General features: G+C 70.8%; 13 protein-coding genes. 9 read left to right on the forward strand and 4 right to left on the reverse strand.

Annotated elements, in window-relative coordinates; all coding sequences use genetic code 11:
* Positions 1–954 carry a 2,3,4,5-tetrahydropyridine-2,6-dicarboxylate N-succinyltransferase gene (dapD, locus tag A9X05_RS27815; protein WP_156675645.1) on the reverse strand — a complete coding sequence of 318 codons (954 nt, stop codon included), beginning with the start codon at positions 952–954 and terminating at the stop codon, positions 1–3.
* A gap of 104 nt (positions 955–1,058) precedes the next feature.
* Here dapD and dapE point away from each other — a divergent pair, with 104 nt between their 5' ends.
* The gene (gene dapE / locus A9X05_RS27820; protein WP_067785470.1) at positions 1,059–2,123 is read left to right on the forward strand and encodes a succinyl-diaminopimelate desuccinylase; all 1,065 of its coding nucleotides are present in this window, start codon (positions 1,059–1,061) and stop codon (positions 2,121–2,123) included.
* An 83-nt stretch (positions 2,124–2,206) separates the two neighbouring features.
* On the opposite strand, the gene A9X05_RS27825 is transcribed toward dapE, so the two are convergent.
* Entirely contained in the window at positions 2,207–4,330 is a 2,124-nt protein-coding gene (locus A9X05_RS27825; protein ID WP_067785473.1) for an AAA family ATPase, read from the reverse strand.
* Between the two features lie 60 nt (positions 4,331–4,390).
* Between A9X05_RS27825 and A9X05_RS27830 the strand changes: the two genes are divergently transcribed.
* From A9X05_RS27830 to A9X05_RS27860, 7 genes are all read left to right on the forward strand, one after another.
* Positions 4,391–4,933, forward strand: coding sequence for a TIGR00730 family Rossman fold protein (locus tag A9X05_RS27830; RefSeq protein ID WP_067785476.1), 543 nt, complete (start codon positions 4,391–4,393; stop codon positions 4,931–4,933).
* A 69-nt stretch (positions 4,934–5,002) separates the two neighbouring features.
* Entirely contained in the window at positions 5,003–6,787 is a 1,785-nt protein-coding gene (gene fadD6, locus A9X05_RS27835) for a long-chain-acyl-CoA synthetase FadD6 (protein WP_067785479.1), read from the forward strand.
* 165 nt (positions 6,788–6,952) lie between these two features.
* Positions 6,953–7,777 (forward strand): dihydropteroate synthase, encoded by an 825-nt coding sequence (gene folP / locus A9X05_RS27840; protein ID WP_067760996.1) that lies wholly within the window; start codon positions 6,953–6,955, stop codon positions 7,775–7,777.
* On the forward strand, positions 7,774–8,763 hold the full coding sequence (locus tag A9X05_RS27845; RefSeq protein WP_067785482.1) for a glucosyl-3-phosphoglycerate synthase: 990 nt from the start codon (positions 7,774–7,776) through the stop codon (positions 8,761–8,763). The genes folP and A9X05_RS27845 overlap by 4 nt, the downstream gene beginning before the upstream one ends.
* 50 nt (positions 8,764–8,813) lie before the next feature.
* On the forward strand, positions 8,814–9,161 hold the full coding sequence (locus A9X05_RS27850; RefSeq protein WP_067785485.1) for a DivIVA domain-containing protein: 348 nt from the start codon (positions 8,814–8,816) through the stop codon (positions 9,159–9,161).
* 2 nt (positions 9,162–9,163) lie between these two features.
* Positions 9,164–9,742 (forward strand): DNA-3-methyladenine glycosylase I, encoded by a 579-nt coding sequence (locus tag A9X05_RS27855; RefSeq protein WP_067760936.1) that lies wholly within the window; start codon positions 9,164–9,166, stop codon positions 9,740–9,742.
* A gap of 193 nt (positions 9,743–9,935) precedes the next feature.
* Complete coding sequence (locus A9X05_RS27860; protein WP_003878471.1) at positions 9,936–10,109, forward strand: DUF3117 domain-containing protein; 174 nt, start codon at positions 9,936–9,938, stop codon at positions 10,107–10,109.
* Positions 10,110–10,132: 23 nt separating this feature from the next.
* On the opposite strand, the gene glgA is transcribed toward A9X05_RS27860, so the two are convergent.
* A complete protein-coding gene (gene glgA / locus A9X05_RS27865; protein WP_067760934.1) occupies positions 10,133–11,296 on the reverse strand; it encodes a glycogen synthase in 1,164 nt (387 codons plus the stop codon).
* 150 nt (positions 11,297–11,446) lie between these two features.
* On the opposite strand from glgA, the gene glgC reads away from it, so the two are divergent.
* Complete coding sequence (gene glgC / locus A9X05_RS27870) at positions 11,447–12,661, forward strand: glucose-1-phosphate adenylyltransferase (RefSeq protein ID WP_067760932.1); 1,215 nt, start codon at positions 11,447–11,449, stop codon at positions 12,659–12,661.
* Positions 12,662–12,705: 44 nt separating this feature from the next.
* On the opposite strand, the gene A9X05_RS27875 is transcribed toward glgC, so the two are convergent.
* Positions 12,706–14,249 (reverse strand): CocE/NonD family hydrolase (locus A9X05_RS27875; RefSeq protein WP_067785491.1); only part of this gene is annotated, 1,544 nt, incomplete at its 5' end.

A 14,249-nucleotide genomic window follows, 5' to 3' on the forward strand; every position in this document is an offset into this window, starting at 1 on the left:
TCAGTTGGCGTGCAGGTCCTCGTTGAGGGCGATGCCCTGACCGCCGCGGGCCACCACCTCGACGGCCCCGCTGACCGAGTTGCGCCGAAACAGCAGGTTGTTGCCGCCGGACAGCTCCAGGGCCTTCAGCAGCTGGCCGTCGGGCGTGGCGACCTTGGTGCCCGCGGTCACGTAGAGGCCGGCTTCGACGACGCAGTCGTCGCCCAGCGAGATGCCCAGCCCCGCGTTGGCGCCGAGCAGGCACCGCTTGCCGATCGAGATGACCTCGGTACCACCGCCGGACAGCGTGCCCATGATGGACGCCCCACCGCCGATGTCGGAACCGTCGCCCACCACCACGCCGGCCGAGATGCGGCCCTCCACCATCGACGCGCCCAGGGTGCCGGCGTTGTAGTTGACGAAGCCCTCGTGCATCACCGTCGTACCGGGCGCCAGGTGGGCGCCGAGGCGCACCCGGTCGGCGTCGGCGATGCGCACCCCGGTCGGCACGACGTAGTCGACCATCCGCGGGAACTTGTCGATGCCGTAGACGGTCACGGGCCCGTGCCGGCGAAGCCGCGCCCGGACGGCCTCGAACCCGTCGACCGCACACGGACCGCGGTTAGTCCACACGACATTGGTCAATACCCCGAACAGCCCGCCGGCGTTCAGCCCGTGCGGCGTCACCAACCGGTGCGACAACAGATGCAGCCGCAGGTAGGCGTCGTAGGCGTCGGCGGCCACGTCGTCGAGCGAGCCGATGACCGTCCGCACCGCGACGGTCTCGGTGCCGCGGTCGTCGTCCCGGCCGACCAGCGCCACCAGCTCCGGCGGGATGTCCGACAACGCCAGCCGAGACGTGCCGCCGGTGCCCGATTCGGTCAGTTCCGGTGCGGGAAACCACGTGTCGAGGATCGATCCGTCGGCGGCCAGCGTCGCCAGTCCGACGCCCACAGCTCCAGTCACGGCGGCCAGGTTACTTGGGCCGCCGAGCAGACGCAGAATCGCATCCGAAGGCGGCCGATAGTGCGATTGTGCGTCTGCTCGCCGAATGAGGGCGACCCATTACCCTTGGACCCGTGCTGGACTTGCGTGGGGATCCGATCGAGCTGACCGCGGCGTTGGTCGACATCCCCAGCGAATCACGAGACGAGGCGCGCCTGGCCGACGAGGTGGAGGCCGCGCTGCGCGCCCAGGCGTCCGGTTTCGAGATCGTCCGCAACGGCAACGCCGTGCTGGCGCGCACCCGCCGCCAGCGGCCGTCGCGAGTCCTGCTGGCCGGACATCTCGACACCGTCCCGGTCGCGGGCAACCTGCCCAGCCGCCGCGAGGACGGCGACCTGTACGGGTGCGGCGCCGCCGACATGAAGTCGGGTGACGCGGTCTTCCTTCACCTGGCCGCGACGGTGGCCGAACCGGTCCACGACCTGACCCTGGTGTTCTACGACTGCGAGGAAATCGACGCGGCGGCAAACGGTTTGGGCCGCATCGAGCGCGAACTGCCCGACTGGCTGTCCGCCGACGTGGCCATCCTGGGCGAGCCCACCGGCGGCTACATCGAGGCCGGCTGCCAGGGCACGCTGCGCGTCGTCATCAGCGCCACCGGAACACGCGCCCACTCGGCGCGGCCGTGGTTGGGCGACAACGCCATTCACAAGCTCGGCGCCGTCGTGGACCGGCTGGCCGCCTACTCCGCGCGCACCGTGGACATCGACGGATGCGAATACCGCGAGGGCCTGTCCGCCGTCCGCATCGACGGCGGCGTGGCGGGCAACGTCATCCCCGACGCGGCCGCGGTCACGGTCAACTTCCGCTTCGCGCCCGACCGGTCGGTGGCCGCGGCGCTGCAGCACGTGCACGAGGTGTTCGACGGGCTCGACGTGCGGATCGAGCAGACCGACGCCGCCGCGGGCGCGCTGCCCGGGCTGTCGCAGCCCGCGGCCAAGGCGCTGGTCGAGGCCGCCGGGGGACACGTCCGGGCGAAGTACGGGTGGACCGACGTCGCGCGGTTCGCCGCGCTGGGCATCCCGGCCGTCAACTTCGGCCCGGGCGATCCCAACCTCGCGCACCGGCGCGACGAGAGCGTCCCGGTCGCCAACATCACCGCCGCGGTGGACATGCTGCGCGGCTACCTCGGCGGCTAGTCTTTCGCTGGCCGGTCGCCGAGCGTCCCGCCAGCGTGACGCTCGGCGCCGGGCGGTCGCGCTGGCGTGACGCTCGCGGTTAGTCAGCCCGCGCACCGCCGCGCCTGCGCGGCCGCGTCGGCGGCCGCCGCGCGCATTCCGACCGCGGCCAGGTCGTCCGACGCCGCCAGCAGCGCCGCACCGTCGCCGGCCGCCAGCGCCTGCGCGTGGGCGAGCGCGAGTTTGCCTGCCGCGCAGTCGATCTCGTCACACAGCCGGCCCAACGGATCGGCCGCGCGGGTGTCGCCGAGCCGCACGGCCTCGTGCCACACGCGCATCGCCACCGCCCGCTGACCGCCGCGCTCGGCCATGCGGGCGGCATCGCGGGCGGCGGCCACCGCACCGTGTGCGTCACGCATCGAGGCCAGCCGCCACGCCCGGGCGACGCCGAGCTCCGGCGCGAACAGCGCCGACTTGGTACCGTGCCGGGATTCGGCCCTTCCCAACGTTTTTCCCGCGGCCGCGATATCACCCTGCTGGGCCAGGGCGGTGGCCAACAACGTCAGCGAGAGCGGCCCCCACGAATAGCCGGTGCGTTCCAGCGTCGCGGCCGCCGGGCCCAATAGCGCGGCGGCCCGGGCGAATTCACCGTCGGCGAGCAACACATGGGCTAGCAGCACCTCGCCGATCGCGCGGCCCGGCTGCTGCAACTCGGCGAAATCGGTGAACTGCTGGGCGAGTTCGCGGGCCGCCTCGAGCCGGCCCGCCATCAACAGCGCGGTGGTCTGCCCCAACCCGATGGTGAAACGCAGCAACCCGGGATGTTCGGCGGCCAGGGCGCGCTGGGCTAGCGGCTCGACGTCGTCGAAACGCCCCTGCCGCGCCGCGCACAGCGCCGCCGCGCTGGCCGCCCAGGCCACCGCCTGGTCGTCGGCGTCCGGCGCGGCCAGCACCTCGCCGGCGACCTTCACGGCGTGCCCGACGTTGCCCGCGTTCATCGCGAATGTGGCGCTCAGCGCGTCCAGGGTGGTACGGGCGCCAGCGTCCGCGACGCGATTGCGGACGGTGCGCAGAAACGCGGTGGCCCGCTCGGGCTCACCGAGCATCCAGAACTGGTTGGCCGCGCGCAGCAGCGCCCAGTCCATGAGCGCGGCTTCGGTCAGCGCGGCGGGGTCCAGCCCGCCCAGCACCGCGTCGGCCTCGCGGCCGCGGCCCTGCCACCCCAGGGCGTGCGCCAGCGCCAGCCGTGCGGCCAGCCCGCCGGAGCGCTCCAGCGCCGAGGAGGCCAGCCGTTCGCCCAGGGCCAGGTCGCCCAGCCGCAGCGCCTGCTGCGCGGCGGCCACCACCTCGGCGGTCGGCTGGGGGGCGTCGCTGTCCAGGGCCAGTGACGCCAACCGCAGCCGGTCGCTGAGGTGGTCCGGCGAGTGCTGCGTCAGCAGCCGCACCAACTCGGTGCGCCGTTGCCGCGCGGCGTCGCCGCCGAGCGCGGCGCGCGCCCGCTCGGCGAACAGCGGGTGGGCCGTGTACACCACCGGCTCGTCCGACTCCCCGCCGCGCGCCCGCGTCTCCACCGCCCCGCAGTCGGTGGCCTCGCGGACCGCGTCCGCGCCGGTCAGGGCGCCCAGGTCGGCGAGCGACAGCGGCTCCGAGACGGCGAGGTAGTCCAGCACCGCCCGGGCCGCCGCGGGGATTTCGGCGAGGAACGCGTCGACCTCGGCAGCCGTGGTCATCCCGCCGGTCGGTTCGATGTCGATTCTCGGAAGCACGCGATCGGTCCACAGCGCCGCGATGGCCTCGGGAGACGACGCCGCGCGGCCGGTGACGATCAGCCTGGCCCTGCCGGCCAGCGCCAGCTGGTACACCAGGGTCGCCGACAGGATGTCCAGGTCGTGGGCGTCATCGACGACGAGCAGAAGATCCCCTTGCTCGGGGCCGTCCAGTGACGCCCGGGCGGCGCGCAGCAGCGCGGCCGGCTTGCCGATGTCGGCGATCTCGACCAGGTGGCCGAAGGCTCCGAACGGCACCGCCCGCTCGGTCGGGGTGCCGGTGACCCAGCGGACGCGGGTGCCCGGGTGGTCGCGGCCGAAGTCCTCGGCGGCGATCCGGGCCAAGGTGGACTTGCCGCAACCGTCCGGGCCGAGGACGACCGCACCCCGCCCCGTCGCGAGCGCCGCGGCCAGCCGGTCCAGGGCCGACGCGTGCTGGGGGACGTTCCATCGAATCGGCATCGCCGGATTTTATTGCGCGCGGTATGCGGCCCGCAGCAAGCTTGGTCTACCTTTCGTTGTATGCGCGACTGGGCGATCTGTGTGTACTGCGCGTCCGGCCCGGAACATCCCGAATTGCTCGCGGTCGCTGCCGAACTCGGCGAGGCGATCGCCGAGCGTGGCTGGACCCTGGTGTGGGGCGGCGGCCGGGTGTCGGCGATGGGTGCGGTGGCGACCGCGGCGCGCGCCCGCGGGGGCCGGACCGTCGGCGTCATCCCCCAAATCCTGATGCGCCGCGAGATTGCCGACACCGACGCCGACGAGCTGATCGTCACCGGGACCATGCACGAGCGCAAGCAGGTCATGGAGGAGCGTGCCGACGCGTTCGTCGTGCTTCCCGGCGGCGTCGGCACCCTGGACGAGTTGCTCGACTCGTGGACCACGGGCTATCTCGGCCTGCACGGCAAACCCATCGTGATGCTCGACCCGCTGGGCCATTACGAAGGCCTGTGGCTCTGGCTGTGCGGGCTGCTCGACAGCGGCTACATCTCGCAGCCGGCGATGGACCGGTTGTTGCTGGTCGACAAGGTGAGCGCCGCCGTGGAGGCGTGCGCGCCGGATTGAGGGCGCCGGCACTCCGGCCAGCCCTACTAGGCTGTGCGCCGGGTTGTTCACGAAGAATTGAGGGATGACGTGTCGAATCACGACGGGGGAGCGCGCACGGCGGTCAAGCTGACCGATCTCGCGTCTCGGGCGCCCAGGTTGCTGGCCGATATGCCGGTGATCGTTCGCGGGGCGATGACCGGACTGCTGGCCCAGCCGGGTTCGAAGAAGTCGATCGGCACGGTGTTCGCCGACCGCGCCGCCCGCTACGGCGACCGGATCTTCCTGCGGTTCGGCGACCAGCAACTGAGCTACCGCGACGCCAACGCCGCCGCCAACAGGTACGCGGCGGTGCTGGCCTCGCGCGGTGTCGGCCGCGGCGACGTCGTCGCGATCATGCTGCGCAACTCGCCCAACGCGGTGCTGACGATGCTGGCCGCCGTCAAGTGCGGCGCCGTCGCCGGGATGCTGAACTACCACCAGCGCGGCGAGGTGCTGGCGCACAGCCTGGGCCTGCTCAAGGCCAAGGTGTTGATCGCGGAGACCGACCTGGTCAGCGCGGTGGCCGAGTGCGGCGGCGCCGGCGACACCGAGACGATGACCGTGGAGGACCTGGAGCGGTTCGCCGTCAGCGCCCCGGCCACCAACCCGCCGTCGGCGTCGGCCGTGCAGGCCAAGGACACCGCGTTCTACATCTTCACCTCGGGCACAACGGGATTCCCCAAGGCCAGCGTGATGACCCACCTGCGGTGGCTGAAGGCACTCGCGGCGTTCGGCGGCATCGGGCTGAGGCTGAAGAGCTCCGACACGCTGTACAGCTGCCTGCCGCTGTATCACAACAACGCGCTGACGGTCGCGTTGTCGTCGGTGATCAACTCCGGGGCCACGCTGGCGCTGGGCAAGTCGTTCTCGGCGTCGAAATTCTGGGACGAGGTCATCGCCGCGGAGGCGACGGCCTTCATCTACATCGGCGAGATCTGCCGCTATCTGCTCAACCAGCCGCGCAAGGTCACCGATCGTGCGCACCGGGTGCGGGTGATCGCCGGCAACGGGTTGCGGCCGGAGATCTGGGACGAGTTCACGAATCGGTTCGACATCGCCCGGGTCTGCGAGTTCTACGCCTCGAGCGAGGGCAACACGGCGTTCATCAACATCTTCAACGTGCCGCGGACCACCGGCGTCTTCCCCATGCCGTTGGCCTACGTGGAGTACGACCCCGACACCGGTGCCCCGCTGCGGGACGACAACGGGCGGGTGCGCCGGGTGCCGCCGGGTGAGCCCGGCCTGCTGCTCAGCCCGGTCAACCGGTTGCAGCCGTTCGACGGCTACACCGACAAGGAGTCGAGCGAGAAGAAGTTGGTGCGCAACGCCTTCCGCGAGGGTGACGTGTGGTTCAACTCCGGTGACGTGATGAGCCCGCAGGGCATGGGGCACGCCGCCTTCGTCGACCGCCTCGGCGACACGTTCCGGTGGAAGGGCGAGAACGTCGCCACCACCCAGGTGGAGGCCGCGCTGGCGTCCGACGAGCACGTCGAGGAGTGCACGGTCTTCGGAGTCGAGATCCCGCGCACCGGCGGCCGCGCCGGGATGGCCGCGGTCAAGCTGCGCGACGGCGCGGAGTTCGACGGCAAGTCGCTGGCGAACGCGGTGTACGGCCAGCTGCCCGCCTACGCGCTGCCGCTGTTCGTGCGGGTGGTCGAGTCGCTCGAGCACACCACGACGTTCAAGAGCCGCAAGGTGGAACTGCGCGACCAGGCCTACGGGCCGGACATCAAGGACCCGCTCTACGTGCTGGCCGGCCGCGACGAGGGCTACGTGCCGTACTACGACGAGTACCCCGACGAGGTGGCCGACGGTAAGCGGCCGAAGGGCTGATTGCGCGCTGAGTGTGCGCCCAGCCGCACATTCGGCGTGCACCGTGCGGCTGGCCGCACACTCGCGGGCCCGACCGGGCACCATGGACGTGTGCAATCGACACCGTCGGCGTCAGCCGGATCGACCTGGTGCGGCCGCCCGGTCGCCGGCGATCGGCCGCTGATCATGGCGATCGTCAACCGCACCCCCGATTCGTTCTACGACAAGGGCGCGACCTTCAGCGACGAGGCCGCCCGGTCCGCCGCACACCGGGCCGTCGCCGAAGGTGCCGACGTCATCGACGTCGGCGGCGTCAAAGCCGGCCCGGGCCAGGACGTCGACGCGGACACGGAGATCGCCCGGTTGATCCCGTTCATCGAATGGCTGCGCGACGCCTTCCCCGACCAGCTGATCAGCGTCGACACCTGGCGCTCCGAGGTGGCCAGGGTGGCCTGCGCCGCCGGGGCGGACCTGATCAACGACACCTGGGGCGGCATCGACCCGGACCTTGCCGGGGTCGCCGCGGAGTTCGGGGCGGGCCTGGTGTGCTCGCACACCGGCGGGGCGCTGCCCCGCACGCGTCCGTTCCGGGTGCGCTACGGAACCACCACCCGCGGGGTGGTCGACGACGTCATTCGCCAGGTCACGGCCGCCGCCGAGCGCGCGGTCGCCCGCGGGGTGGCCCGCGACCGCGTGCTGATCGACCCGGCCCACGACTTCGGCAAGAACACGTTCCACGGCCTGCTGCTGTTGCGCCACCTCAGCGATCTTGTTAATACCGGATGGCCCGTGCTCATGGCTTTGAGTAACAAGGACTTCGTCGGGGAGACTCTGGGGGTGGAATTGACCGAGCGGCTCGAGGGCACGTTGGCGGCCACCGCGCTGGCGGCTGCCGCCGGTGCGCGGATGTTTCGCGTCCACGAGGTCGCCGCGACCCGCCGGGTGCTCGAAATGGTGGCCTCGATCCAGGGCATACGCCCGCCCGCGCGCACGGTAAGGGGGCTGGCATGACGGCATCCGACCTGTTCGCCGGCGACCTCACCCACGACGCGGTGCTGGCCGCCCGCCCCGGCGACACCTGGCTGTCCGACCGCAGCTGGAACCGCCCGGGCTGGACCGTCGCCGAACTCGAGGCCGCCAAGGCGGGCCGCACCATCTCGGTGGTGCTGCCGGCCCTCGACGAAGAAGAGACCATCGAATCGGTGATCGACAGCATCTCACCGCTGGTCGACGGGCTGGTCGACGAGCTGATCGTGCTGGACTCCGGCTCCACCGACGACACCGAGATCCGCGCCGTCGCCGCCGGCGCCCGCGTCGTCAGCCGGGAGCAGGCGTTGCCCGAGGTGCCGATCCGGCCGGGCAAGGGCGAGGCGCTGTGGCGCTCGCTCGCGGCGACCAGCGGCGACATCGTCGTGTTCGTCGACTCCGACCTGATCAACCCGCACCCGATGTTCGTGCCGTGGCTGGTCGGCCCGCTGCTCACCGGCGACGGCGTCCACCTGGTCAAGAGCTTCTACCGGCGCCCCCTGCGCGTGGGCGACGTGGCGGGCGCGACCGGAGGCGGACGGGTCACCGAGTTGGTGGCCCGGCCGCTGCTCGCCGCGCTGCGCCCGGAGCTGGGCGGCATCCTGCAACCGCTCGGCGGGGAGTACGCGGCCACCCGCGAACTGCTGACGTCGGTGCCGTTCGCGCCGGGCTACGGCGTGGAGATCGGCCTGCTGCTGGACACCTTCGACCGGCTGGGATTGGGGGCGATCGCCCAGGTCAACCTCGGTGTGCGCGCGCATCGCAACCGGCCGCTGGCCGAGTTGGGCGCCATGAGCCGCCAGGTCATCGCGACCCTGCTCTCCCGGTGCGGGGTGCCCGACTCCGGCGTAGGGCTGACGCAGTTCTTCGTCGACGACACCGAGGGTTCCGACTTTCAGGACTTCACCCAGCACACGTCGCCGGTGTCGCTGGCGGACCGGCCGCCGATGAAGGTGCTGCGGCCGCGCTAAGGCCCCGCTGCGTCATCGCGGTGTCGGTGGCATAGGGCAGTATCGACGACGTGGCGTTGGTGTTGCTCTACCTGGTGGTGCTGGTGCTGGTGGCGATCGTGCTCTTCGGCGCGGCGAGCCTGCTGTTCGGACGGGGCGAGCAGTTGCCGCCCCTGCCGCGGGGCACGACCGCGACGGTCTTGCCCGCCTACGGTATGACCGGCGCGGACGTCGATGCCGTCAAGTTCACCCAGGTGCTGCGCGGATACAAGACCAGCGAGGTGGACTGGGTGCTGGACCGGCTCGCCCGCGAGCTCGAGGCGCTGCGCGGCCAGTTGGCCGCGGTGCACGCCCCCGCGGAGGCCCACGACGACCCCGGGGACGTGGAACCCGGGGAGGCCGAGGATCGTCAGGACTAGATGTGAGCGATGACGGGCTGGTGCGGTGTAGCTGGGCGGCCATCCGGCCGGGACCCGATTTCGAGATGTACCGCGACTACCACGACCAGGAGTGGGGCCGCCCGGTGCACGACGGGGTGGCACTCTTCGAGCGGATGAGCCTGGAGGCCTTCCAGAGCGGGCTGTCGTGGCTGATCATCCTCCGCAAACGGGAGAACTTCCGGCGGGCCTTCGCCGGCTTCGACTTCGAGCAGGTCGCCGGTTACAGCGACGCCGACGTGCAGCGGCTGATGGCGGACACCGGAATCGTGCGCAACCGCGCCAAGATCGACGCGACGATCGCGAACGCCCGCGCCGCCGCTGAGCTGGGAACCCCCGCGGACCTGTCGAAGCTGCTGTGGTCGTTCGCGCCAGAGCCGCGACCCCGGCCCGCGGACGGCTCCCAAATCCCCTCGGCCACTGAGGAATCTAAGGCCATGGCGCGCGACCTCAAGCGGCGCGGGTTCCGGTTCGTCGGGCCGACCACCGCCTATGCGCTGATGCAGGCGACCGGGATGGTCGACGACCATATCCGGGGTTGTTGGGTGCCTTCCCCCCGTTGACGGCGCGGGCCGTGACCGGCCCGCTAAGGCCAGAGAACCGGGTCTTTGTTCAACTCGTGACCTGGATAGGGAACAATAGAGGCGTGATTTGGCAGTTCGATGTCGGGTATGGCTGGAAAATCGCTGGCGGGGCATGCTCGGCGCCGACCAGGTCCGCAAAGGCGGGCCAGCTCGAACCTGGAGGGAGCACTCGATGGCGGCGATGAAGCCCCGGACCGGCGACGGTCCTCTGGAAGCAACCAAGGAGGGGCGCGGCATCGTGATGCGGGTACCACTTGAGGGAGGCGGTCGACTGGTCGTTGAGCTGACGCCCGACGAAGCCGCCGCCCTCGGTGACGAACTCAAGGGTGTCACGAGCTCCAGCTGAACGCGCGCCGACGGACGGCTGCGCTACGCACACACCTTTCGGTAGATGTCCAGGGTCTGCTCGGCGACGTGGGCCCAGGAGAAGTCCTCGACGCAGCGCTGCCGTCCCGCCTCGCCGTAGCGCTTCGCCTTCTCGGGATCGGCGATGAGCGCATTGACCGCTTCGGCCAGCCTGGCCTGGTAACCGGCCGGATCGCTGGGGTCGTAATGCACCAGCGAGCCGGTCACCCCGTCGGCGACCACCTCCGGTATCCCGCCGACGTCGGACGCCACCACCGCCGTCGCGCATGCCATGGCCTCCAGGTTCACGATGCCCAGTGGCTCGTACACCGAGGGGCACACGAATACGGTTGCCGCCGAGAGAATTTCGCGCAATTCGCCGATGGGCAACATCTCTCGGATCCAGAACACGCCGCGCCGGTGGTCGGACAGCCGCGCCACCGCGGACCGCATCTCGTCGGCGATCTCCGGGGTGTCGGGGGCGCCCGCGCACAGCACCACCTGCGCTTCGGGGTCGAAGTGGTGCGCCGCCGCCACCAGGTGGGCGACGCCCTTCTGCCGGGTGATCCGGCCGACGAACGCCACGATGGGCCGGTCCGGGTCGACCCCGAGCTCCGCCAGCAGCGACCCGGTTTGCGTCGGTCCGGCCGGATGCCAGACGTCGGTGTCGACCCCGTTGCGGATGACGTGCACCACGCTGGGGTCCAGGGCGGGGTAGACGCGCAGGATGTCTTCGCGCATCGCGGAGCTCACCGCGATGACGGCGTCCGAGGCCTGTACGGCGGTGTGCTCCACCCAGGTCGACACGCGATAGCCGCCGCCGAGCTGCTCGGCTTTCCACGGCCGCAGCGGCTCGAGGGAGTGGGCGGTCAGTACGTGGGGGATGTCGTAGAGCAGGGCGGCCAGATGACCGGCCATGCCGGTGTACCAGGTGTGCGAATGCACGACGCTGGCCGCCGACGCGGCGTTGGCCATCAACAGGTCCGAGGACAACGTCGACAGCGCCGCGTTGGCGCCCTGCAGGCGCGGATCGGGCTGGTGCACGAAGGCGTTCGGCCGCGGCGCGCCCATGCAGTGCACGTCGACCGCGCATAGCCGGCGCAGTTGGGCGACCAGTTCGGTGACGTGTACACCGGCTCCCCCGTAGACCTCCGGTGGGTACTCCCGAGTCATCATCGCCACCCGCATACCCGCACGGTAGTTCGGCGTTGGCGAGGCCCGCGAGTCGGGCTGGACAATCGGGGAGGAAACCAAAGACCTTGACGGACAGCCGCGCAGCAGATCGCCAATAGAGCGATCCCTCTGGCAGCGGTTCGCGACGGCCGATAGGTTTGACCCATGAGGGAAGCGCCACACGTGCTGGGCATTGTCCTGGCCGGGGGTGAGGGCAAGCGGCTGTATCCGCTGACCGCGGATCGGGCCAAGCCCGCGGTCCCCTTCGGCGGCGCCTACCGACTGATCGACTTCGTGCTGTCCAACCTCGTCAATGCCCGCTATTTGCGGATCTGCGTTCTCACTCAGTACAAGTCGCATTCACTGGACCGTCATATTTCGCAGAACTGGCGGTTGTCCGGTCTGGCCGGTGAATACATCACGCCGGTGCCCGCCCAGCAGCGCCTGGGCCCGCGCTGGTACACCGGCTCCGCCGACGCGATCTACCAGTCGCTCAATCTGATCTACGACGAAGACCCCGATTACATAGTCGTTTTCGGCGCCGACCACGTCTACCGGATGGACCCCGAGCAGATGGTCCAGTTCCACATCGAAAGTGGGGCAGGGGCAACCGTGGCCGGCATCCGGGTGCCGCGCGCCGAGGCCAGCGCTTTCGGCTGCATCGACGCCGACGACTCCGGCCGCATCCGCGATTTCGTGGAGAAGCCCCTGGACCCGCCGAGCGTCCCGGACGACCCCGATTCGACGTTCGTGTCGATGGGCAACTACATCTTCACCACCAAGGTCCTCATCGACGCCATCCGCGCGGACGCCGACGACGACCACTCCGATCACGACATGGGCGGTGACATCATCCCGCGTCTGGTCGGCGACGGAATGGCTGCGGTGTACGACTTCAACGACAACGAGGTGCCCGGTGCCACCGACCGCGACCGGGCCTACTGGCGGGACGTGGGGACGCTGGACGCCTTCTACGACGCCCACATGGACCTGGTGTCGGTGCACCCGGTGTTCAACCTGTACAACAAGCGCTGGCCGATCCGGGGGGAGTCGGAGAACCTGGCGCCGGCCAAGTTCGTCAATGGCGGATCGGCACAGGAGTCGGTCGTCGGCGCCGGCAGCATCATCTCGGCCGCCTCGGTGCGCAACTCGGTGCTGTCGTCCAACGTCGTGGTCGACGACGGCGCGATCGTGGAGGGCAGCGTGATCATGCCGGGCGCCCGGGTCGGTCGGGGCGCCGTGGTGCGCCACGCGATTTTGGACAAGAACGTGGTCGTCGGCCCCGGCGAGATGGTGGGCGTGGACCTGGAGAAGGACCGGGAGCGGTTCGCGATCAGCGCCGGCGGCGTCGTCGCGGTCGGCAAGGGCGTTTGGATCTAGCCCGGCAACGATGCGGGCACCGGGGGAGCCGACGCCGACCGGATCTAGCCCGGGATCTCCGGGATCAGCAGGTGCGCGTCGTAGCGCGGCCCCCAACGCAGCCTGATGCGCCCGCGGGGGGAGCCGGTGTAGGCCGCGGGGAGCTGGCCGGTAAGCGGGTTTCTCGGGCACAACCAGCGCCCGGCGACCACCAGCCGCAGCTGCTCGCCGGCGCGGAACAGCGTCGCCGACGGGCCGAGCGCGACATTGACCTCGACGGCCTCGTGCGCGGGGACGGGCTGTGGGTCGGTGCACGCCGCGACGGGTTCCCACGGCCGCGAGAGCTCGCGATCCAGCGCCCGCAGCGAGACCCGTTGCCACCCGGTGCTCACCCGGTCCCGGCCGTAACCGTACGAACCCTCGAACCCGACGAACCGCCCGTCGCGCCATTTCTCCACGCCGACGAACAGGTTGGCGTCGTCGCAGCCGGCCAGCTCGATCCACAACCGCGCCGCCATCGGGCCGGTCAACTCGACATCCTCCGGCGCCGTCCAGCTGAAAGCGGCTGCGCCGGAGCGGGTTTCGAACGAGATGCCACCCTCTGCCGACGGCCGCGAAGCGGTCAGCAGTCCGCCCGCGGCCAAATACATTGGCCGCCAATGGGTTCGCCCCAGCGGCCAGTCGGCCTCTTCGCGCACCGCGACGACGGTGTCGCGGTCTTCGCGGACCTCCAAGCGGACGCTGCGGGAACCGGGCGCCCCGTCCAGCGCCGCCCGGAAGAATTTCAGCTGCTCGGCCAGCGCGGGCTCGGAGTAGAACGTCGCCCACTTACCGGCCCGGTGGGTGTAGAGGCGGGCGTGGCCGGAACTCGCGTGCGTGAACGCGCGGATGGAGCCGCGGCCGTGCAGGTTGTTGTCGGAGAAGCTGCCGCACACCAGCATCGGCACGTCGATCGCGGCGAGGTCCGGCACCAGCGAGCGCCAGAACTCGTCACGCAGTGGATGGGCATCCTGCATCCGCTCCAGGTCGTAGGCCTGGCGGGTGTCGCGCCGCACGTTGCGCGACCACACCCGGGTGAAGCCTCGTTCGCGGACCCCGCCGGGATAGGTGAGGTCGCGGTAGGCGTCGGTGAACCCTTCCCATGGGCAGATCGCCCGCAGTGCCGGCGGCCGTAGGGCCGCGGCCGCGTACTGGCTGATGGCCAGGTACGACACCCCGAGCATGACGACCCGCCCGTCACTCCACGGCTGACTGGCGATCCACTGCACCAGGTCGTAGGTGTCCTCGGCCTCTCGCCGCGACAACAGCTTTCCGGTGCCGCCGGAGTGGCCACAGCCCCGCGAGTCGGCGTTCACCACGACGAAGCCCTGCGCGCTCCACCACGCGGGATCGGGCGCCTCCCAACCGGTCAGCGCCGAGAAGGTCACCGGCCGGGGCTGGCGCAGTACCCGGTATTGGATGGAGAAGGTCCACCTGTTGCCGCGGCGCTTCGGCAGATTGTCCTTGCCGTACGGGTGAATGCTCAGAATGACCGGCCCGGCCCCGGCGCCGGCATGCCGGAAGACGTTGATCCGCAACGTCGTTCCGTCGCGGGTGGGCACGGCAACGT

This window comes from Mycobacterium sp. E3298, assembly GCF_001666895.1.
Lineage (GTDB): Bacteria > Actinomycetota > Actinomycetes > Mycobacteriales > Mycobacteriaceae > Mycobacterium.